This window comes from Streptomyces yerevanensis (genome assembly GCF_000716805.1).
In the GTDB taxonomy this organism is placed as follows: Bacteria; Actinomycetota; Actinomycetes; order Streptomycetales; family Streptomycetaceae; genus Streptomyces; species Streptomyces flaveus.
This window is the reverse complement of sequence record NZ_JNWJ01000075.1, coordinates 1-20,682: the sequence shown is the minus strand read 5'-3', so window position 1 is coordinate 20,682 and position 20,682 is coordinate 1. Positions and strand designations below refer to the sequence as shown.

The window sequence follows — 20,682 nt, the reverse complement described above, 5'->3', positions numbered from 1 at the left end:
CTGAACCGCTCGGGCCGGCCCACCCCCTACAACCCTGCCGGACGCTCAGGGCTGCCCGCGTACCCAGGACAAGGAGTCCGATGTTCACCTTCGACAGCAAAGACGGCGTCCAGATCCACGTGCACGAATGGAAGCCGGACACCCCACCGCGAGCCGTCGTCCAGATCGCCCACGGCATGGGAGAGCACGCCGGCCGTTACGCCCCACTCGCGGCAGCACTGACCACTCAGGGCTACGCCGTCTACGCCAACGATCACCGCGGACACGGGCTGAGCAGGCACGCCGAGCCCGGTCATCTCGGGGACGACGGCTGGAACCGACTCGTCAGTGACATGGTCACCCTCTCCGAGACCATCCGCGAGCAGCACCCCGGCCTGCCCCTGGTGCTGCTCGGACACAGCCTTGGTTCCTTCGCCTCGCAGCAGTACGTCCTGGACCACTCCCACCTGATCGACGCACTCGCCCTCGCCGGTACTACCGCGGTCGACGTCATGCTCGCGGCACAGGCGCAGGAGGCCGCGGAGGGGCGAGAGCCGTTGCTCGCGCTCAACCAGGCGTTCCAGCCCATCCGCACGCCGTTCGACTGGCTCAGCCGGGACGAACTGGCCGTCGACGCCTACCTCGCCGACCCCATGTGCGGCTTCAGCCTCGACGTCCAGGGCATGGCCGACATCACCATCGCCTCGGCGTCGCTTGCCCAGCCCAGGGGCATCCCGGCGGATCTACCCATCTGCATCCTGGTCGGGGATCACGACCCGCTGAACGCCGAGCTCTCACTCAGCAATCTGCTTGTCGAACGCTACGTCGAGGCCGGCCTCATCGACGTCACCTGTCTCAGTTATCCCGAAGCCCGCCACGAACTGTTCCACGAGACCAACAAACAGGAGATTGTCAGCGACCTGCTGGCCTGGCTGAACCGCATCCTCGCCCGCTGACCCCGGCGCTGGAGACAGCGTCCCCAAGACCGCGAACGGTTATGGGGCGGGCGACTGTTCTCGGCCATCATGCGCTTGGCGAGGTTGTCGATCGAGGTGATGTGGATCATGGCTTCTGAGCTGGCGGGGAGGGGCTCATAGTCGCGGGCCAGACGCCGGCGGAGCAGGATCCATCCCAGGCTGGGCCCGGGTCCAGGTCGAACTGCTCAACCGCAGACGGTGGCGGACGCGGCTGGAGCTGTCCACCGCGCTCTTCGAGTACCTGGAAATCTTCCACAACCGACAGCGCAGACACTCCGCGCTGGGCATGCTCACCCCGGTGGAGTACGAACTCCGCACCCCACCAGTAGCCTGAAACCAAGCAACTCGACTCCACCCCACTCGGGACAGTCCGGAGCCTCCATCAGACCCGGAACGGTTCAGTCCGCAGATCTCAGCCGGGGAGCTTGTTGCTCTTGCGGATCTGTCCGTCGAAGACCCCGGCGGGAAGGATACGGTGCGCCGCGCTGAGGAGCCGGGCGCTCTTGCCGGCGGTGTACCGCACCTGCGGCTTGGAGTCGGTGGCGGCCGCGACGATCGCCTTCGCGACGGTGGCGGGCTCGTCGCCCTCCTCGTTGACCGCCAACGCCACCTGGTCGGCGATGCGCCGCTGCTCCGCGTAGATTTGCATGGGCATGTCGGGCGCGACGGTGTTCGCCTCGAACGAGGATTTGGTACCGCCCGGCTGGACGATAAGGGCCCGGACCCCGTGTTCGCGGATCTCGTGGTCCAGGGACTCGGTGTACCCCTCGAGCGCGTGCTTGGACGCCGAGTAGTTGGCCATGTAGGGCGCGGGGAGGAACCCGAGGACGGACGAGATGTTGATGATGCGCCCGCTTCCCTGGGCGCGCATGTGCGGGAGAACGGCCTTGGTCATGCGCATCACACCGAAGACGTTGATGTTGAAGAGGCGCTGGGCCTGCGCGAGAGAGTTTTCCTCGTCGGCGCCCGAGGAGCCGATGCCCGCGTTGTTGACCAGGACGTCGATCCGCCCGAACCGCTCGATCACCTGCTCGACCGCGGCGGCGACCGAATCGTCGCTGCCCACGTCGAGGGCGAGGAACGTCACGCCGTCGCGACGGTCGGCTCCCGACGTCTTCCGGCTCGTCCCCACCGTCTCGAAACCCGCTGCGGCGAGCGCGAGGGCGGCCGCCTTTCCGATACCGGTGGACGCGCCTGTCACGAGTGCCACCGGTCGGTTTGTTGTAGTCATTGTGACCTCCAGAGCCCATTGGATTATGTTCGTAATTCTAAGCATGGGGGCGGGTGGCTGGCAAGTGGTCTTCGGTAGTGAGAGCAAGTTGCATGGGGGAAGTGCAAGCGGGGAGCGGTGGATCATCGAGGTGGCCGGGTGCCGCTTCAAGTGGTGCGGCATTGGCGGCTGGCGGATCTCCATGCTCATGGCAGCCGGAGCTGACCGACGGAGCTTCGGCCGGGCTGGTCGGTCCGCGCTCATCTGCGACTCCCCGGAGTCCGTCACTGTGGAGGCCCCGGTGGAGCTGTCCGACACCCTGGAAGGCACTTCCGTCCCCGCGGGCACGGCGCTGGACCTCGGTGCGTGGGGCGTTGCAGGTGTTCGTTACCGGGGACGGAGCGGCAGCTTGGGGCGAGGGCCCTGACAACACCCACCAGAAGAGAAGCGCTGGCGCCAGTTGTCCGCCGAAGGCGTCGGGAACCCCCGGGCACCGCAAGGGGACCGCACACTTATGGGCGGCACACCACGTGGAGGAGACACCGTCAGCTCCACGCCCCTGAAGACGGTGAAGGGATCCGGAGGCGCCCCAGTCCGGTCAACCGTGATGTACAGGGCGGACCATCAAGAACTACAGCTGCCGGGACTGGCACGCATGCCGTCGTCGGCAGGGACCGGCGACGTTCAACAGCCGCCCCGTGGTCTCCATCGGCATCTCCACCGTCACCTCCACTGGAGACAACTTGCTGTCAACGGCGGCGGCGCTCCACATTTCGTACGGCTTCGCCGTCATCGCCGCCTCGACACCCGTCGGCTATTCGGCCCGTCGCACCGTTCCGCATGTGTCCCGACACTGGCTTCGGCAACGGCCTCGAGGCGATGAACCGCCGATCAAGACGAGGTCACCGCATCGACCCGATCTACTCGCTTGGGCTACCTCCGAGTCGCCCGGCGGCGAGTGCACGCGCGTACGTCTCACGATTCATCAGAGGGAGCTCGCCAGTGGCGTCCGTGGTGGCGATGTATTCAAGCATCCGCCCCTGAGCTTCCTTCGATTGATCTCTGACCAGGAACTCGGCGTGCTCGAACTGCAAGCCGTCCTCGAGCGACAGGGAGCTGCCGAAGTAGATGGATCGCTTGATGGCTCCGAGGGATTTCTTCGAGCGTAGGCTCAGATACTCTGCGCGCTCGATCGACCGTGCGAGGACCTTTTCCTGTGGCACCACTTCGTCGACCGCACCGAGCGAGAGAGCCTCTGCAGTCGTGAACGGCCTGCCTTCGAGAACGGCGAGCAACGTCTGCTGAGTACCGATCAGACGAGGCAGTCGCTGAGAGCCGCCGCCACCCGGTGTCAGTGCGAGCAGGACTTCTGTCAGGCCGATGACATGCTCCCCGTCTGCCATGATGCGCAGATCACAGGCAAATGCCAGTTCCGCGCCGACGGCAAGTGCCGAACCGTTGAGTGCTGCAACGAAGATGGTGCCGCTTGCATTCATCTTCAGGAAGGTGGCATGGAAGCTGTCGAGCTGCAGAAGTGTCTTGAGCCGGGTCATCCCCGCGAGTGTTCTGACAACCGGCACCCTGTTGATGAGTCGCGCCATGCGCGCTACGAGCTTGGCGATGCGCGTGTTGATCGGCGGGAATCCAGTGCCACCTTTTTGTAGCCAGCGCACATCAGAATGACTCAAGAAACGGTCAGGATGCGTACCGGTGAAGACGACCGCGCGGATGTCCGGATCGCGGTCTGCACGATCGACCAACTCTTTCAGCTGCTTGGAGATCTCGGGATCGAACAACGCATGCGGGCCTCCGTCGATACGAGCGACAAGCACCCCGGCGTGGCCCTCGACGGCAATGTGTCCTGCGGACTGCGAGCTACTTCGCGGCGTGTCCATGTGGCCCTCCGGTGAGTTGGCTGTGGTCGACGGTTTCCGGCGCTCGCGCGTGTCACGCTCCTCCTGAGACGGCGACGCATTCTGTGCGCAGGGGGCGTGCCGGCCCGGCGGTCCTGTCCTTGCTTCCGGTTTCGATGATCGCGGTCGCCATGTCGTCTCCCGCGGTGCGCGCGCGAGTGCGCTGACCACGCCCGACGCTACGGACAGCGAGCTGCAAGCGAATCGGTCACCGTATCGGTCACGGAGATGGCGAAGTTTGGAACGCAGGTAGCACGAGCGCTCCGGCGGCAGAAGCCATGAAGCTTTCAAGCAAAGGGACCTTTACGGACGGCGCCAGGAGCAGGCCGCCCACCGTGCGCCGCCGGATCGACGCCTCCCTGGAGTGCACTCCACCGCCGCCATGGTCACCATGCTGTTCGGCCAGGCCGAAAAGCGCGACCCGACGCACGGCCGCCGCTGGATCGTGCTGGTCGACGGCGCCAACCACCAGCTGGAATGCCTGGAAAGAGAAGCCGCCGGACGCGGCGTGGACATCGACATCATCGTCGACTTCATGCACGTGCTCGAATACCTGTGGAAGGCCGCCGAGGACCTGCACCCCGCCCAGCCCGCCCGCGCCGCCTTCGTCCAGGCCACAGCCCGCGACCTGCTGGAGGGCCACGCCCCGCGCGTGGTCGCCGACCTGCACGCCTACCAGCGCGCCCGCACCGAACAGGACCGCTCCGCCCCCGGACTGGAACGCGCCGCCGCCTACCTGAAGGCCAAGCAGCCCTACCTGAACTACCGCATCGCCCTCACCCTGGGCCGGCCGATCGCCAGCGGCGTCATCGAGGGCTGCTGCCGCTACCTCGCGAAAGACCGCCTGGATGTGACCGGGACGAGGTGGAGCCTTCCCGGTGGCGAGGCGGTCCTGCTCCTGCGTGCCGTCATCACCAACGGCGACTTCGAGAAGTACTGGAAATTCCACGTGCAGCGCGAGTACCAGCGCACCCACGCCGCGCTCTACCAGGAGCAACTCGACCTCGCCGCATGACTACCCAAGATCCACTCACTCAAGGAGATCCGCACCCAATCCTGCGTCCCCGACCCGTCCCCACGATCATGAAATGAAGCCGAGGGATGCAGCCCAGCCCGCCGACGGAAGCCGTGATCACCAGAATTACCGCAGGTCAGAGTGGGCCCCACCTCGGCACGCAAGCCAGAGCCTCATCGCGCTCCAAGGCCTTGAGCAGCGGATTCCCCTTCCAGCGCACAGAGGTCCGCCCGCCACTCGGGGTGGAACCCCAGTGGCCGTTGTAGCGGGGGCCCTATGCCGTGCGGAGACAAGCCCCGGTACCAGGGGCGGTCGGGCTTGTCCCCTCGTACGGACTCGAGCGATTCACCGGCGTACTCGGCCAGGATGTCGACCACCACCGACGAGGAAGCGAGCACCATATGACGCTCCGCCGCTGCCCTGCGGGCGCGCATGTCCTGCTGCTCGATGGGGATGGCCGAGATCGCCGGGACCGTACCGTCGCCGAGCCAGTCGGGGTTGGGCAGCCAGCCCGGTGCGTCCTTCGTCACCGACAGACCGGAAGGCGAGAGCAGGGCCTGCTGAAGGGTGGCGTGGCCCCGGCCGAACACGGCTGTCAACTCAGGGCAGTTGGGGCTGCCGGACAGCTCGGTCCAGGCCGCCTCGATATCCTGGTGAATGCCGAAGAGGCGGCCTTCGCCCGCGAAACGAACGACGCGTCGACAGTGGCCCCTTCCCCCCAACTCGTAGGGCCTGAGCCGTTCCGCGCTGCCCAGCTGTGCCACCGCCGGGTAACGCGGCAGGAGTTCGTATGCCGACGGCCACTGACGCAGCACTTCGGTGAGTCCGGCCAGCCGTTTGGGGCCCACCTTCAGCCCGTTCGCCAGGACACTCAGCGCCTTGGGAGCGCCACGGTGCGGGGTACCGAGGATGATCAGCGCCGCGCAGTCGACCGCGCCGCCCAGGGGGCCCAGCCAGTAGCGGGCGACCAGGCCGCCCATGGAGTGCGCGACCACGATCACCCGCCGTCGGCGTGCCCCGGAGTGCTCACCGCCCAGACGGGCAGCGACATCGGAGGCGAGGCGCTCGGCCGCATGCCGGATGCTGTGCCGGAAGTCGTACGGGAAGAGGACCAGGTCAGCACGATTGTCTGGCTCACGCCCAGGCAGGGAGACATCCACCTGCACGTCATCGAAGTTGTTGCGGATCTTGCGTACCAGGCCGTCATAGCCCGGGACGACGAAGGGGCCGATCAAGGTGATGTCCGGCATCAGACCGACCGGGACCAGGTCCGGATGCGTATCCAGGCCCAGCCGGTGCGGCCGGGTGGCAGCGGCGACAAACCGCCGTCGGTGCCCATCCCAGCGGGCGGCCCCCTCCGTCGCCTATAGGACACTTCCGCTGATTCCGGGCACCACGACGACAAGATGCTTGAGTGAAGCCACCGCTGTTCCCCCGTTCACACTCGCCACCGGGGCGCTGGACCAGGGTGACGACCAATCAGGGGTACGAAGATGGCGCCGGATCACACACGTTCGGCAGGGTTTCACTGCATCGAGAATCGGGACCAATGCCATTCGGTGATTCGAGGGGGTGTTTGCCGCAGGACCGGAACTCAATGGTCAGTTGACGGGTGTGCCGGACCGGAAATGGTCAGAACTGAACACGTTCTGGCGGGAGCGACGGACGTGACCTCAGGACACTCGTCGGCTGGGATGAGGACCGGGTGGTGGCCGGCTGCTGCACTGCAGCTCCCGTCCAACGCGGTGTCCGCCGGCCACCAGACCTGTCGACGCCGATGATTCCCGGCCCGTGCGGGAGTCTGTCTTTCGACAGCAATCTTCTGGAAGGCGGCCTCATGTCTACCCTGCACGACTTGCTGGAAGCCCACGTCGGTGCCGGCACGCTGCCGGGAGCGGTTGGCCTCGTGGCCCGGGGTGACCAGGTCGAGGTGGTGGCCGTCGGCGCGCAGGACGCCGGCGACGGCGCCCCGATGGCGAGGGACTCCATCTTCCGGGTCGCCTCGATCACCAAGTCCGTCACCGCCGCCGCACTGCTGATCCTCGTGGAGGAGGACCGGATCGCACTGGACGATTCGGTCGGGATGTGGCTGCCGGAGCTGGCGAAGCCGCTGGTCGTACGCACGCCGGCGAGCCCGGTGGACGACGTGGTGCCGGCCGACCGGCCCATCACCGTATTCGACGTGCTGGCCTCCCAGGCCGGGTACGGATTCCCCTCCGACTTCACGCTGCCGGCGGTGCAGGAGTTGTTCACGGTGCAAAAGGACGGCCGGGTGCCGAGCAACTTCCCGCCGGCCGACGAGTGGATGGCGGCGCTCGGCCGCATCCCGCTGCTGTACCAGCCGGGCGCTGCCTGGCTGTACGACACCTGCTCCGTGCTGCAGGGGGTGCTGATTTCGCGGGTCACCGGACAGCCGCTGCCGGAGTTCCTGGCGGAGCGGATCTTCGGGCCGCTGGGCATGGTGGACACCGGTTTCCAGGTGCCGGCCGCCAAGTGGGGCCGGTTCACCAGCTTCTACAGGCCAAGCGACGACGGCAGCCTGGAGCTCGCCGACGGCCCGGACGGCGAGTGGAGCAGCCCGCCCGCGCTGCCGCTCGGCAACGGCGGGCTGGCCTCGACCGCCGACGACTGGCTGGCCTTCTGCCGGATGCTGCTGGCCGGCGGGGTGGCGGCCGACGGCCGCCGGGTGCTGTCGGCCGACTCCGTACGCATGATGATGACCGACCATACGAATCCGGCGCAGCGCGACATCGGCCGGTTGTTCCTGGAGGGCCAGGGCTGGGGCTTCGGCGGCTCGGTTGACCTCGACCGGACCAACCCGTGGAATGTCCCCGGCCGCTACGGCTGGGTCGGCGGCACGGGCACAGCGGCGCACGTCATCCCGGCCACGGGTGCGGTCAGCATCCTGCTGACTCAGGTGGCGGCGATGGGTCCGGCGCCGGCACCGGTGATCAGGGAGTTCTGGCGGTACGCGGCGGGCGTCTGACACACGCATCTCAGCGGTGGGCCCAGCTGAGAGGGTGGCGAAATCGGAACACTACGCATAGCTACGTAAGCTCGCAAAGAGATCTTGCTGAGGTGCCCCGGTCGGACGTGACCGTTGTGACGATCTGATCGTTCGGCGGGTGTGACGACTCGGCCGTGGATCGTGGACGATGACTTGTGGGCGCTGATCGAACCGCTGCTGCCGCCCTGCCGACGCGGTCGCCGGGGCCGAGGCCGAGGCCGAGGCCAGTGGATGATCGGCTCTGTCTGCAGGGCATCCTGTACGTCCTGCACCAGGACATCGCCTGGCAACTCCTCCCGCTGGAGCCGGGGTTCGGATCCGGGCAGACCTACTGGCGGCGCCTGGAGCGGTGGCCGCCTCGGCCGTGCGAGCCATCATCGGGGCCCCGGTCACGGAAACGCCGTGACCGGGGCCCAGGGTCAGCTACCGCGGAAGGTGCCGACCGCCGCTAGTTCCGGTACCGGAACACGATCCGGCCGCGCGTCAGGTCGTACGGCGGGAGCTCCACCAGCACCCGGTCTTCCAGCATGATCTTGATGTAGTTCTTGCGGATCTTCCCGCTGATGTGCGCGAGCACCTGGTGGCCGTTCTCGAGCTCCACGGTGAACATGGCGCTGCGCAGGCACTCGACGACCTTGCCCTCGACTTCGATGACGTTCTTGTTCTTCGTCATCGCACCAGCTCCAGGTTGCTGCTCATCGGCCGGGCGCCGATGCCCTCGAACAGCGCCGAGGCTGCTTGGTTGGACTCGTGGACTTCGGTCCAGGCCGCGGCGGCCCCGGAGCGGTGCAGCGTCCCCAGCGCGTGGGCCAGCAGCGCCCGCGCGATGCCGCGGCGCTGCTCACCGGCCCGGACCGCGACCAGCCCGATGCGCGGCCGCTTCACCCTCACCACCCGGATCAGACCCAGGTAGCCCTCCGGCGCCGCGGCCACCGCGTACTTCGACGGGTCGACGATGGTGTCGCCCTCGGGGCGGGGAATGACCTCCGCGGGCATCGACTGCCACCCGACGGTCGCCTCGACTTCGTCACGGATCGCGCGGTCCACCGCCCGCAGCAGACTCTCGTCCGCCTGACCGGCGGGCACGATCGTCACGCCCGAAGGCGGCAGGACTGCTTCGAGCCCTGTGACCCGCGGGTCGGTCGGCACGACGTACTCCCACTCGCGTCGCCGGATCGTGAAACCGGCCCGCCGCCAGCCAGCCGTCAGCTCGGCGTCGGCTTCGTCGACCACCGTGTACAGCGGCGACGGCAGTTCCGCCAGCATCGCCTCGGCGAGCCGGTCGAAGGCGGCGTCGTGCCAGGCGTCGATGCTGACGAACAAGCGTCCGTCGGGCCGGTGTGCCGCATGCCCACGGCCGACCACCAGGTCGTCATCCAGTGCATGCCATTGCCTGTCCGCGACGCGCGTGATCATCACCGCGTTCTCGCTCAGGCCAGATGTGAAAGGCTTCGTGTTCATCGGAGTCTCCTTCCAGGAGTGCCTCGATCTCAGGCGCTCCTGGCGACACCGAACGTCAGCCGCCGGACCGTGACGGGTTGAGGGAGCACCCATGGGTAACTGTGTTCACGGGGCTCACCTCCATACGACGACTTCACGGTCCACCGCGAAAGTAGCAGCGGGGCGCCGCCTCGTTCAAAGCCTTTTCCTATGAGCTCGTAACGCGATCATGATCCGGTCTTCTTGAGGCGTCTGCAGCAGATGAGGCTGCAAGCCAACGAGAGGAAGGAGTCGTGGAGTTCGATACGTCGTTCCCAGCGGACCGCGAGGCGTTTGAACTGGTGGAGCAGGGCGAAGGTCTGCTCGACGACGTAGCGGAGCTTGCCCAGGCCCTTGATGTTCGGGGAGCCCTTGCGGGAGATCACCGCCTGGATGCGGCGGCGTCGCAGCTCACCGCGCACAGCCTTCGAGTCGTACGCCTTGTCGCCCAGGAGGCGCTCCGGCCGCCGTCAGGGCCGGCAGGGTCGTCCGCGGCGACGGGAGGGATGCCGTCGACGAGGCGGCGGATGCTGGATCGGGGAGGCCGCTTGAACGGGCACGGTCAAGCATGTCACCGGCGCAGGCCTGTCGAGCGGGTCGGCGGTCCATGCCGGGCCGTTTCCAGTACGGGCCGTTTTCACCCACACTCGGGAGAGCCGCGGAGCCGCGCCTACGCCCGTGCCTCCCCGACCTCCCCGCCCAGGGTCATAGCAACGCCGTCGCCCACCACCCACTGAGCGTGCCCCGCAAGCAGTCCTTCCCGATACCTCCGGCCTCAAAGCGGCCTCAATTTCGCCGTCCGCCCCTTGTCCGGACCATTGGTGTGGCTCACCCGCACCAAGGTCCGACCCATTCGCGCAGGTCAGCTCAGCATGAGCTGCGGCCGTTGAAGGTGCCGTTGAACTCACGAGCAGCGGATTCAGTCCGTTGAGCCAGAGTTGACGCTCCAACACCTCACACGGAATGTTTCCGCAGGCCAGGGCGCTGCTGAGGTGGGGCGGGTGGGACTCGAACCCACGGCCGACGGATTATGAGTCCTTTGAGGATCTTGGCGGTCCTTGCCGATCAACTCCCATCCTTGACGTTTTTGCTGGTCAGAGCGGGTAGGCCGTGTCGGCATCCCTTCGTCTTTGTCGGTCTGTTCCTGTCCTTGCGTCCCGAACGCCTGCTGGAGGGACCGGCTCAGCCGATCCGAGGCCGATCACACCAGTTCGGGGATCGGTCTCGGACCCGCCCGCAGCGGATTCCCCTTCCAACGCGTAGAGGAGACTCGGCGCGACGTATCACGAGGACGCTCGCCCCGCGAGGCGGCGCTGCCACGCGTCGCGCAGTGCGGGGACGATGCCGCGCGGCAGGAACAGCACGACGAGGATGAGAAAGGCGGCGTACACGGCGTAGTTGAGGATGCTGGGGGCACTGGCGGGCATGCCCGGCCTGGAGCCCAGGTCGTTGAGGAACTGCACGATCAGGGTGATCGCGGTGGCGCCCAGGAGCGCGCCCCAGATGGTGCCGAGCCCGCCGACGACGGCCATCACCAGGAACTGGATGGACAGCAGGACCGGGAACGACCCCGGGTTGATGTAGCCGATGAAGAAGGCGTAGATCCCTCCGGCGAGTCCGGCGAACGCGGCGGCCAGGGTGAACACGGCGAGTTTGTAGCGGGCCACCGGCACTCCGCTGGCGCTCGCCGCCGTCTCGCTGGTGGCCAGCGCGCGCAGTCCGCGGCCGGCCCGTGAGGTGACGACGTTGCGGGCGACCAGGACGGTGACGGCCACGGCAGCCCAGGCCAGGTAGGCGTAGTGGATGTCCTCGCCGAGTTCCGTACCTCCGGCGGACAGTCGTGGGATGCCCTGCAGACCGACCGAGCCACCGGCCCAGTCCGCCTCGCCGAGCAGGGAGATGAGGATGAGCTGCAGGGCGATGGTGGCGAAGGCCAGGTGGTGCCCTCGCAGCCGCAGCAGCGGTCCGCCGATGGCGGCGGCGAACAGTGCGGCGATCAGTGGCGCCGCGGCCAGCGCCAGCAGCGGCGGCGTGCCGTGGACGCTCAGCAGGCCGGCCGCGTAGGCGCCGATGGCGTAGAACGACGCCTGGCCGATGGATACCTGGCCCGCGTAGCCCATGAGCAGGCTCAGCCCGACGGTGACCATGGCGGACAGGGCGAGCAGGATGTACACCGAGAGCTGGCTGGTGGTCAGCATCGGAGGCAGGGCGAGGGTCACGGCCACCGCAGCGCCTGCGGCGAGGAGGCCGGCCCGCCTTCCCCGGCCGGCGAAACGAGTGCCGAGGGGCCCTCGGGCGTCCGACGACTCGGTGTCCCCCTTGCCGCCCGCGCCGCCGGGGGGCTGGGAGGCGGCCCGTTCACGGCCGGAGGTGACGGCGCTCATATCGTGCTGCCTTTCTGGTGCGGCGGATACGGATCGGGCACGGACGGGATGCCCCATGCGTGCGTACGCCCGGTGTACGCGGCGGACAGCGGGCGTCGCACGGAGGATTGATGAGGCGTCATCCGGCCTCCGCCACAACGCTGTGGGTGCGGGCCGCCTGCCCGATCATCAGCGCCAGGACCAGACCCAGCGCCACCACGGTCTGGTACGTGGCGCTTCCATAGCCCGCGACCATCGCTTCGGCCACTCCGAGGAACAGCGCACCGGCCAGGGTGCGGCCGATGTGATGCATGGACCCGACGACCGCCGCCGCGAAACCGTTGATGATCAGCGCCACGTCGGAGTCGAAGGCCATCGAGTTCATGGGCGCCAGCAGAACGCCGGCCAGACCGCCGAGAGCGCCGCCGACGGCGAAGGCGATCAGCCCCATGCGAGTGACGGAGATCCCGACGACGCGGGCCGCGTACGGGTTGGAGGAGCACGCGGAGAGGGCCTTGCCGGCGTCGGTACGGCCGAACAGCGCGGCCATCGCGGCGAAGACGGCCGTGGTGACGCCGATGATGAGCAGGTAGTGGGTCTGGATACGAGCGCCGAACACGGTCACAGCGCCGGAGAGCCCTTCGGAGGACCGGCCCTGGTCCCCCCAGAGCATGACCTCCACGGCGTACGCCAGAATGCCCAGTCCCAGGGTGACCATCAGCGCGGCCTGCGGCGAGGTGCCCCGCCGGCCGATGGCGATCATGCCGAAGAGCAGTCCCACGACGGCGGCGACGGCGACCCCGAGCACTTCGGCGAGCCCGTGCGGGAGGCCGGTGTCGAGGAGCGAGATGGCGGTCAGTCCCCCGACGACGGCGAAGGTGCCCTGGGCGAAGTTGACCACCCGCGTCACCCGGTGGATGAGCACCAGGCCGCTGCCGATCAGCGCGATGCCGCAGCCGGTGCCCAGTCCGGTGATGAGGTAGACGAGGAAGTCGCTCATTTCGCCTCCCGTGTCGCGGCCTGCGCGGCCTGGACGGCGGTGTCCTGGTTGCCCCGGGCGGTCTTGGCAGTGCCGGGCGTGAGTGCGGGGTCTGCTGTGGCCCGGTCGTGCGGATCTAGGTCGTCCGGACCCGGGTCGTCCGGATCTGGGTCGTCCGGACTCAGGGCGTCCCGAGCGTCCGGAGGGCTCGGGAGTCCCCGGGCCTCGCCGAGGTAGGCCCGAGCGATGTCGGGGCTGGCGGCCAGGTCGGCGCTGTCGCCCTCGGCGGCGATCCGTCCCGCTTCCAGGACGTAGGCGCGGCTGCACAGCTCCAGGGCGAGCCGTGCGTTCTGCTCGATGAGCACAACGGCCGTGCCCTGCTCCCGGTTGAGCTCGGTCAGGTGCTCGGCGAGGTCGGCGACGATGAGGGGCGCGAGGCCGAGGGACAGCTCGTCGATCACGAGGACCTCCGGCCGGCTCATCAGGGCGCGTCCGACGGCGACCATCTGCTGCTGTCCTCCCGACAGCCCGCCCGCCTTCCGGTCGCGTACCCGCACCAGGTCCGGAAGGAGCTCGTACACCCATGAGGTGTCACGCTGCTTGCGACGGCTCTGGCCGCGGCCGGGCAACTGCCAGGCACCCAGGCGCAGATTGTCGTCGACGGTGAGGTCGCCGAACATCTGCCGCCCCTCGGGTACCTGAGCGATCCTGGCCCGGACCACCACGCTGCCGGAGGCCGGTGTCAGGATCCCGGTCAGGGTGTTGACCAGGGTGGACTTGCCGGCTCCGTTGGGCCCGACGAGGGCGACCATCTCACCGGGCGCGACACGCAGCGAGACGTTGTCGAGAGCGGTCGCCGCGCCGTAGCGGACCACCAGGTCGCGTACCTCGACGGCATCGCTCCGGGACGGTTGCGAGGCGTTCATACGGCCGCCTCCGTGCCCAGATACGCGGTGACGACCCGCGGGTCGGTACGTATCTCGTCCGGTGTGCCCTCGGCGATGACCTTGCCCAGGTCCAGAACGGTGACACGGTCGGCGAGGCGGCCGACCATGGCGACGTCGTGTTCGACGAGCATGATGGTGAGTCCGTCCGCACGCAGTTGCTCGATGAGGTCGGCGAGCCGGTCCCGCTCTGCGGCCCGCAGGCCGGAGGCGGGTTCGTCGAGGAGCAGCAGGGTGGGTTCCCCGCACAGGGCGCGGGCGACCTGGAGCGCGCGCTGCTGCCCGAGCGGCAGCAGCTCCGCGGGGCGGTCCGCCCAGGCCTCGAGCCCGACCCGCTGTACCGCCTCGCGTGCCCGCTCGGCGATCAGGCGTTCCTCTCGGCGGTGGCGCGGCAGCCTGAGCGCGGCTGCCGCGAACCCGGCGCCGGTGGTGGCGTGGGCGCCGACCATCGCGTTCTCCAGCACGCTCATCCCGTGGAAGGTGCGGGCGCCCTGGAAGACGATGGCGATCCCCAGGCGGGCTCTGCGGTGGGGCGACAGCCGGTCGATACGTCGTCCACCGAGTCGGATCTCGCCCCGCTCGGCCGGCAGTTGACCGCTGACCAGGTTGAACAAGGTCGACTTGCCCGCCCCGTTGGGGCCGATGACTCCGACGGTGCTCCCACGTTCTACCGTCAGGTCGACGTCGTCCACGGCGTACACCCCGCCGAACGACCGTGACAGGCCGCTCACCTGGAGCAGGGGCTCGGTCACTTGGCCACCTTCTCCAACTCGCTCTTCGACCAGACGGTCGGCACGAACGTGCCGTCGGTGACGGCGTTGACCGAGATGTAGTCGGGGGACAGGCCCGAGTGGTCCTTCTCGCTGTAGCGGTAGGTGCCGTTCGGGGTGGTGAGCGTCAGCTCCTCCATCGCCTGCCGGATCTTCTCGTGGTCGGTGCTCTTCGCCTTCTCGATGGCGGCGGCCAGCAGCTGGACGCCGGTGTATCCGTCCTGCGCGAACTGCGGCGGCTGGTAGTTGTACTTCTGCGTAAACGGCTTGTTGACGGCCTCGATGGCCTTCTTCTGGGCTCCGTCCGGGAGCGTGTCGCCGACCAGGCCGATGGAACTGGCGACGATGGCGCCCTCGGCGGCCTTGCCGGCCGGGTCGAGCCACAGCTTGCTGGCCTGGGAGCCGGTGAAGGAGATCGGGATGTCCAGTCCCGAGGCGGCGTACTGCTTGGTGAGGACGACGGACGCAGGGCCGGTCACCCACACCGCGAGCGCCTGGGCGTCGGTGCCCTTGACGTGTGTGAAGACGGCGCTGAAGTCGGACGCGGTGCTCTGGATCTCCTCGGTGGCGACGACCTTGATGCCGTACTCCTCGGCCTTCGCCTTCATCGCCTTGTAGCCGGCGGTCGGATACGCGGTCTTGGTGTCGTAGGCCACGGCCAGCTTGGTGACGCCCTCCGACTTGTAGTACTGCAACAGCCGCTCGGCGTAGTCGGAGGCCAGGGCCGGTACGACGAAGACGTAGGGGTGGACGGGCGCCACCTGCTCGTCGGCCGGACTCAGGGAGATGTACGGGATCTCCGCCCGGTCCACCGCGGGCAGCGTGGCCAGCGCCGACCCTGCGGACGGTGAGCCGAGGACCGCGGTCACGCCCTGGTCCTTGAATGCGTTGAAGGCAAGTACGGACTGGTCGGGCAGGCTCTTGTCGTCCTTGACCGTCAGTTCCAGCTTCCGTCCGAGGACCCCGCCGTCCTTGTTGATCTGCTCGACTGCCAGTTCCGCGGCCTTGCGGCCCTCGGTACCGAGGGTCTGGAGCTGACCGGTGAGCGAGGTGATCATGCCGATCTCGATCGGGCCGTCATCAGGGGAGGAGGACTCGGACGAACCGCCTCCGCACGCTGTGACGGTGAGCACCAGACCGATGGCGAGAGTGACAAGGGGCGTACGAGGGCGCACGGGAACCTCCCGGATACGGAGCGGGAACGGCACGGGGAAGAGGCACGGGGGAAAGACGCACACGCACCCGGAGGAGACCCCGTGTGCACGAAAACGATGCAGGAAGAGCCGATTTGCGGGCTTTTGCGGCTTGCAGCCCGATCGACGGGTTGAACATAAGCCGCGACCACATGGGGGTCAACACTTCAGGCCAAGATTCTTGGACTCAAGTCCAAATCTGTTCTCAGGTCCGCCAATTGCCAGGACGAAAGGGGCGCCGCAGGGCCGGCGGCGAACCGGGCGAGGCCGCCGCCCGTCATCGGCGGGACACCGACGACCGCACCGCCTGCGGGTCAGCCGCCACGACGCCTCAGCGGCGCTCCCCGCCCCTCCGTTCCTCCGCGCCGGTCACGGACGCGCGAGGATGCCCAGCAGGATGATGTCGAGCGCCCCATCGAGGCGGCCGGGCAGGTCGAACGGCGGCGGCTCCTCGCGGACCCAGCGCAGGACCGAGGAGAAGTAGCAGGACGCGAGCAGAGCGCCGGCCTGGTCGGGGTCGACCTGCGACCGGATCTCTCCGCGCTGTCGTCCCTCCTCGACGATCTTCGCGAGTTCGGTTTCCAGGGAGGGGTCCTGCAGCAGGCGGCCGAAGCGTGCGGAGGCGTCCATCAGGACAGTGGTCTCCGCACGGGAGGCGACGTTGAGGTCGGCCATCTCCCCCAGGTAGCGGCGCAGCCGGTCGTCGACCGGCAGGCCCTCGGCGTGCTCCTGGCCAAGGATGGCCGCGACCCGGGCCCGGCGGCGGACGCCCCACTCCTCCAGAAAGCCGACCTTCTGTGAGAAGTGGTTGAAGACGGTGGCCCGGGCGACGTCGGCGGACTCAGCGATCTGCTCCATGGTCGTCGCCTCGTATCCCTGGGCGACGAACAGTCCCACCGCGGCGCCGTAGAGCTGGTCGCGCACCTGCTGCCGCTTCCGCTCGCGGCGCCCGAGGGGCGGGGTGCCCTGTGCGGGTGCGCCTCCCGCCTCAGAGATCGTCATGGGCTCAGTACAGCACAGGCACACACAGGTATTGACCTCCCCGAGCCACCTCTTTAGATTACGCCCCATGAATGGACTCAAGTCCATCAATAGATCTCAGTCTCGATTTCGCCGCTTCGGGACGTGGACAGGAGGCAGCGTGGCTTCCGTGCTTTCCCCAGCCGGCCGGATCGACCTCGGCCATGGCTGTCATGCGTGGGTACCGGGTGCGACCGGATGGGGTATGAGCAACGCCGGGCTGGTCACCGGCCGGGGCGAGTCCCTGCTCGTCGACACCCTCTACGACCTGCGCCTCACCCGGGCCATGCTCGACGGGCTGGCGCCGGTGACCGACGCCGCGCCCGTCTCGACCGTGGTCAACACCCATGGCAACGGCGACCACTGGTTCGGCAACCAGCTCGTGGCCCACGCCGAGATCATCGCGGCTCGTGGCTCACTGACCGACATGCGGCAGGTGGGCCCGGCCGAGATGCGGGCACTGACCAGCGCGGACACTGCCGCGGGACGGTTCGCCCGCCGGATCTTCGGCCGCTTCGACTACTCCGGCGTCCAGCCCGTGCTTCCGCACCGGGTGTTCGACGGCGAGACGGTCCTGGACATCGGCGGGACGGAGGTCCGTCTGATCGACGTGGGCCCCGCACACAGCGCCGGGGACACGATCGTCCATGTCCCGCGTGCGCGGACCGTCTACACCGGAGACATCGTGTTCGCCGGCTCCACACCCGTCATATGGCACGGCCCGTTCGCCAACTGGCTCACCGCCTGCGACCTGCTCCTCAGCCTCGACGTGGACATCATCGTGCCCGGCCACGGCCCGGTCACCACGAAGGAGGCGGTCCGCGCCGTCCGCGACTATCTGTCGTACGTCCACGAACAGGCCACCGCCCGCTTCAGCGCGGGAATGCCCGCCGAGGCAGCCGGACGCGACATCAGCCTCGGACGCTTCGCCGACCTCGACGAGAGCGAACGCCTCGCCGTCAACGTGCACACCGTCTACCGCGAACTCGACCCCTCGCTACCCCCGCTCGACGGCCCTCGGCTCTTCGGCCGCATGGCCGACCTCGCCTGCCCCTGCCCCGGCCTCTGAGCCGCATCAGGCCCGGGATCCATCGCCTGGCCGTATCGCCTCGGTCTCCCCCGAACCCGCCAAGGAGAAGACATGGTCACCAGCACCGTCCACGGCGCACCCGCCGTCCCTTCCGGCCGCCCGTCCACCCGGCACACCGGCACCGTCATCGCCGGATGCCTGGCGATCCGCCCCGCCTGGATCCACCCCGCCCCGACCGAGACAGAGGAGAGCGCGGCGTGAAGTTCGCGACCTTCGTGCACGACGGGAAGCGGCAGGCGGGAGTCGTCGCCGATGACCATGTCCACCCCTTCCAGTACCCCGCCGTGCTGCTGGACCTGATCGTGGAGGGCGAGGAGTCCCTGCACAGGGCGGGAGAACGCGCGCTGACCGGCTCGCTTCCGGTGCCCCTGGCCGACGTCGGGCTGCTGCCGCCGCTCCAGCCGCCGACCGTCCGCGACTACATGACCTTCGAGAGCCATGTCGCGGGTGTCGCCCGGGGATACGGTGACACCGTCCCCGAGGAGTGGTACGCCGCGCCCGCGTTCTATTTCACCAACCCGTACGCGACGATCGGCGCCCACGAAGACGTACCCGTGCCACCCGGTTGCCTCCGCTTCGACTTCGAACTCGAGGTGGCCGCCGTCATCGGCAAGGCCGGCCGGGACCTGACGCCCGAGCAGGCACGCGAGCACATCATCGGCTACACGATCCTCAACGACTGGTCCGCTCGCGACCTCCAGGGCCGCGAGATGAGGGTCAAACTCGGCCCCGCCAAGGGCAAGGACACCGCCACCACCCTCGGCCCCTGGCTCGTCACCGCCGACGAACTCGAGCCCCACCGCAATGCGGAGGGCTTCCTCGACCTGGCCCTCACCGTCCAGGTCAACGGCGAGACGATCGGGCGGGACAGGCTGGCCAACATGGCCTGGACGTTCGAGGAGATGGCGGCGTACGCCTCCCGCGGCACCTGGATCCGCCCCGGCGACGTCCTCGGCTCCGGCACCTGCGGCAACGGCGGCTGCCTGGCCGAACTCTGGGGCCGCAACGGCGCCTTGGAACCTCCGCCACTCATCCCCGGCGACACCGTCACCATGACGGTCGAGGGCATCGGAACCCTCAGCAACACCGTCGTCGAGGGCGTCGCTCCGGTTCCTCTGCCCCCTGCCCGCCGCAGATAATGACCGCCGTACGTCCGGGAAGCCCCACGTGAGGCGGTCACGGCATACCGGGGGCTCTGCTGAGAGGGCTCTCTGGCCTGACACTCTTCCGCACGCTGGAGCCGGCCTGCGCACTACCGCCAGAAGATCTCGAACCGTGCCTCGTCGAACTTCCGCGACCCGCGCACCGTTGCCGGACCCACCCGCACCTCCCGCACGACCCACTGCACCAGGTTCCGCCGCTGCTCCAGTGCCGCCTTCGCCGCCCGGAACTCGCCCAGGTTCAGCTCCTTGGCGCCGTACGCTCGCGCCAACTCCTCCTTATGGCCTTGCCGCAGCCCGCGCTCTCGCACACGTACCCGCGCCCACCGTTTCGCCGTGGACCGGGCCACCAGTGGCTGCTTGCACAAGGCGCAGGTCGCCGGGCCGCCGGACAGGTAGTGCACATGCTTGGACTTGCTGCCCCGACGCTTCTGGTTCTCCCGGAACAGCTCCTGCAGCGCGTCGAACGTCTCCCGGTCGACCAACGACTCGGCCGGCCCCGGGACCAGCTCGCCCTCGATGTTCTCCCGGAGGCCGGCGATCGGCATGTGGCAACTCGCCGCCCAGGAAAGGTGTTTGCAAGCCGGCGTCGGGATGAGGACTAGCGTGATGCCGCGTCACCGGCCCCCTTGCCCGGGCGGCAGGGCTGTGGCTGACTGGCGTCCACGCAGCCAGCGCCGAGGGGGGAGCAAGCATGGGCAGCTGGGCCGTGATCGCACAGTACGGATACGCCCCTGACTACAACGAGACCACGATCATCCGCCGCGGACTGGAAACGAAGGACCAAGCGCTGGAGGAACTCCGCGCCGCCCTCCACACGTACCGGCCGGCCAAGGGGCTCAGAGAGCAGTGGCGCCAGGTGTACCGCTTCGCCGACCTGGAGTCGTACCTGGTGGTGATCAAGGGCCAGGTGACGGAGTGGAAGTGCACCCTGCGCGTCGCGGAACTGATCTCGGACTCGACCGACCCGACCGTGGCCGAGCGAGCGTAAACGGAAGGCAGCGTGGCGAAGGCGGCTGACGAACCGAGCACCGTGACGCCGAGCCAGGCGCCAGCCGCCAGCATCACCCAGAGACGGCCGCGCAATTCCAGCAACGCGACCGCCTCCCCGCCCGGATCACCGAACCGGTCCCACCGGACCATCCCCGACGCGGTCCGCGGACTCGCCCGCGACTGCCCGTTCCGTTCCTCTCCGGCTCGTCCGTGTGCGACACCTCCGGTGTCTCCCCGGTCCGCGAGGTGTGCGACAGCGCGGCCGAGAGCCAGATCAGGATGACGCCGACAGCGGCTCATCCGGGACGGCATCGCCTCCCTGCTGTCCATCCGGCCGGGCATCGAGATCGTCGGTACGGCCGTGGACGGCCGGGACGCCGTGGCGAAGACCCTGGAGCTGGAACCGGACGTCGTTCTCATGGACGTCCGGATGCCGGAGATGGACGGGGTCGAGGCGGTGGCCGTGCTGCGCGGCCGGGCACCGGAGTGCCGAGTGGTGATGCTGACGACGTTCGACGACGAGGAGTACGTCGTACAGGCGCTGCGGGCGGGCGCCCACGGCTACCTGCTCAAGGACCTGCCGGCCGAGG

Annotated in this window: 22 protein-coding genes and 2 pseudogenes; 10 read left to right on the top strand and 14 right to left on the bottom strand. The window is 68.5% G+C overall.

Annotated elements, in window-relative coordinates:
• Positions 1-80 precede the first annotated feature (80 nt).
• On the top strand, positions 81-935 hold the full coding sequence (locus tag OP79_RS42570) for an alpha/beta fold hydrolase (protein WP_033328494.1): 855 nt from the start codon (positions 81-83) through the stop codon (positions 933-935).
• Positions 936-988: 53 nt separating this feature from the next.
• Here the strand turns inward: OP79_RS42570 and OP79_RS54600 are convergent.
• Positions 989-1,117: pseudogene (locus OP79_RS54600) on the bottom strand (IS5/IS1182 family transposase); the annotation flags it as partial.
• Here OP79_RS54600 and OP79_RS58720 point away from each other — a divergent pair.
• Positions 1,108-1,290 carry an IS3 family transposase gene (locus tag OP79_RS58720; protein ID WP_425428680.1) on the top strand — a complete coding sequence of 61 codons (183 nt, stop codon included), beginning with the start codon at positions 1,108-1,110 and terminating at the stop codon, positions 1,288-1,290. The pseudogene OP79_RS54600 and the gene OP79_RS58720 overlap by 10 nt on opposite strands.
• Positions 1,291-1,368: 78 nt before the next feature.
• Here OP79_RS58720 and OP79_RS42565 read toward each other — a convergent pair whose 3' ends face one another.
• A complete protein-coding gene (locus OP79_RS42565) occupies positions 1,369-2,187 on the bottom strand; it encodes an oxidoreductase (protein ID WP_033328493.1) in 819 nt (272 codons plus the stop codon).
• A gap of 899 nt (positions 2,188-3,086) precedes the next feature.
• Positions 3,087-4,061: an enoyl-CoA hydratase/isomerase family protein gene (locus OP79_RS42555; protein ID WP_033328491.1), complete on the bottom strand. Its 975-nt coding sequence runs from the start codon at positions 4,059-4,061 to the stop codon at positions 3,087-3,089.
• 382 nt (positions 4,062-4,443) lie between these two features.
• Between OP79_RS42555 and OP79_RS42550 the strand changes: the two genes are divergently transcribed.
• Positions 4,444-5,094: a hypothetical protein gene (locus OP79_RS42550; RefSeq protein ID WP_157857459.1), complete on the top strand. Its 651-nt coding sequence runs from the start codon at positions 4,444-4,446 to the stop codon at positions 5,092-5,094.
• A 173-nt stretch (positions 5,095-5,267) separates the two neighbouring features.
• On the opposite strand, the gene OP79_RS42545 is transcribed toward OP79_RS42550, so the two are convergent.
• Entirely contained in the window at positions 5,268-6,344 is a 1,077-nt protein-coding gene (locus OP79_RS42545) for an esterase/lipase family protein (protein ID WP_033328489.1), read from the bottom strand.
• Positions 6,345-6,931: 587 nt separating this feature from the next.
• On the opposite strand from OP79_RS42545, the gene OP79_RS42540 reads away from it, so the two are divergent.
• Together OP79_RS42540 and OP79_RS58715 are read left to right on the top strand one after the other, a co-directional pair.
• Complete coding sequence (locus tag OP79_RS42540) at positions 6,932-8,080, top strand: serine hydrolase domain-containing protein (protein WP_033328488.1); 1,149 nt, start codon at positions 6,932-6,934, stop codon at positions 8,078-8,080.
• Between the two features lie 176 nt (positions 8,081-8,256).
• Entirely contained in the window at positions 8,257-8,553 is a 297-nt protein-coding gene (locus OP79_RS58715; RefSeq protein ID WP_106972624.1) for a transposase, read from the top strand.
• Here the strand turns inward: OP79_RS58715 and infA are convergent.
• The 9 genes and pseudogenes from infA to OP79_RS42495 form a co-directional block, all read right to left on the bottom strand.
• Positions 8,550-8,774 carry a translation initiation factor IF-1 gene (gene infA / locus OP79_RS42535; RefSeq protein ID WP_010981942.1) on the bottom strand — a complete coding sequence of 75 codons (225 nt, stop codon included), beginning with the start codon at positions 8,772-8,774 and terminating at the stop codon, positions 8,550-8,552. The two genes, OP79_RS58715 and infA, sit on opposite strands and share 4 nt — an antisense overlap.
• Complete coding sequence (locus tag OP79_RS42530; RefSeq protein ID WP_033328487.1) at positions 8,771-9,562, bottom strand: GNAT family N-acetyltransferase; 792 nt, start codon at positions 9,560-9,562, stop codon at positions 8,771-8,773. The genes infA and OP79_RS42530 overlap by 4 nt, the downstream gene beginning before the upstream one ends.
• A gap of 206 nt (positions 9,563-9,768) precedes the next feature.
• Positions 9,769-10,035: pseudogene (locus OP79_RS50030) on the bottom strand (transposase); the annotation flags it as partial.
• 828 nt (positions 10,036-10,863) lie between these two features.
• Positions 10,864-11,964, bottom strand: a complete 1,101-nt coding sequence (locus OP79_RS42520) for a branched-chain amino acid ABC transporter permease (protein WP_211270977.1) — start codon at positions 11,962-11,964, stop codon at positions 10,864-10,866.
• Positions 11,965-12,082: 118 nt separating this feature from the next.
• Complete coding sequence (locus tag OP79_RS42515) at positions 12,083-12,943, bottom strand: branched-chain amino acid ABC transporter permease (RefSeq protein ID WP_033328486.1); 861 nt, start codon at positions 12,941-12,943, stop codon at positions 12,083-12,085.
• Positions 12,940-13,848, bottom strand: a complete 909-nt coding sequence (locus tag OP79_RS42510; RefSeq protein WP_063742112.1) for an ABC transporter ATP-binding protein — start codon at positions 13,846-13,848, stop codon at positions 12,940-12,942. Before OP79_RS42510 ends, OP79_RS42515 begins: the two co-directional genes overlap by 4 nt.
• The gene (locus tag OP79_RS42505; RefSeq protein WP_033328485.1) at positions 13,845-14,618 is read right to left on the bottom strand and encodes an ABC transporter ATP-binding protein; all 774 of its coding nucleotides are present in this window, start codon (positions 14,616-14,618) and stop codon (positions 13,845-13,847) included. Before OP79_RS42505 ends, OP79_RS42510 begins: the two co-directional genes overlap by 4 nt.
• A complete protein-coding gene (locus tag OP79_RS42500; RefSeq protein WP_033328484.1) occupies positions 14,615-15,811 on the bottom strand; it encodes an ABC transporter substrate-binding protein in 1,197 nt (398 codons plus the stop codon). Before OP79_RS42500 ends, OP79_RS42505 begins: the two co-directional genes overlap by 4 nt.
• 387 nt (positions 15,812-16,198) lie before the next feature.
• On the bottom strand, positions 16,199-16,831 hold the full coding sequence (locus OP79_RS42495; RefSeq protein ID WP_033328483.1) for a TetR/AcrR family transcriptional regulator: 633 nt from the start codon (positions 16,829-16,831) through the stop codon (positions 16,199-16,201).
• A 223-nt stretch (positions 16,832-17,054) separates the two neighbouring features.
• Between OP79_RS42495 and OP79_RS42490 the strand changes: the two genes are divergently transcribed.
• From OP79_RS42490 to OP79_RS42485, 3 genes are all read left to right on the top strand, one after another.
• Positions 17,055-17,918, top strand: a complete 864-nt coding sequence (locus OP79_RS42490; protein WP_245685642.1) for an MBL fold metallo-hydrolase — start codon at positions 17,055-17,057, stop codon at positions 17,916-17,918.
• Between the two features lie 72 nt (positions 17,919-17,990).
• A complete protein-coding gene (locus OP79_RS55620; protein WP_157857457.1) occupies positions 17,991-18,140 on the top strand; it encodes a hypothetical protein in 150 nt (49 codons plus the stop codon).
• Entirely contained in the window at positions 18,137-19,078 is a 942-nt protein-coding gene (locus OP79_RS42485; RefSeq protein WP_033328481.1) for a fumarylacetoacetate hydrolase family protein, read from the top strand. Before OP79_RS55620 ends, OP79_RS42485 begins: the two co-directional genes overlap by 4 nt.
• A gap of 113 nt (positions 19,079-19,191) precedes the next feature.
• On the opposite strand, the gene OP79_RS42480 is transcribed toward OP79_RS42485, so the two are convergent.
• Positions 19,192-19,647: a hypothetical protein gene (locus OP79_RS42480; protein WP_033328480.1), complete on the bottom strand. Its 456-nt coding sequence runs from the start codon at positions 19,645-19,647 to the stop codon at positions 19,192-19,194.
• 146 nt (positions 19,648-19,793) lie between these two features.
• On the opposite strand from OP79_RS42480, the gene OP79_RS42475 reads away from it, so the two are divergent.
• The gene (locus tag OP79_RS42475; RefSeq protein ID WP_051745488.1) at positions 19,794-20,090 is read left to right on the top strand and encodes a hypothetical protein; all 297 of its coding nucleotides are present in this window, start codon (positions 19,794-19,796) and stop codon (positions 20,088-20,090) included.
• Positions 20,091-20,390: 300 nt separating this feature from the next.
• Positions 20,391-20,682 (top strand): response regulator (locus OP79_RS42470; RefSeq protein WP_033328521.1); only part of this gene is annotated, 292 nt, incomplete at its 3' end.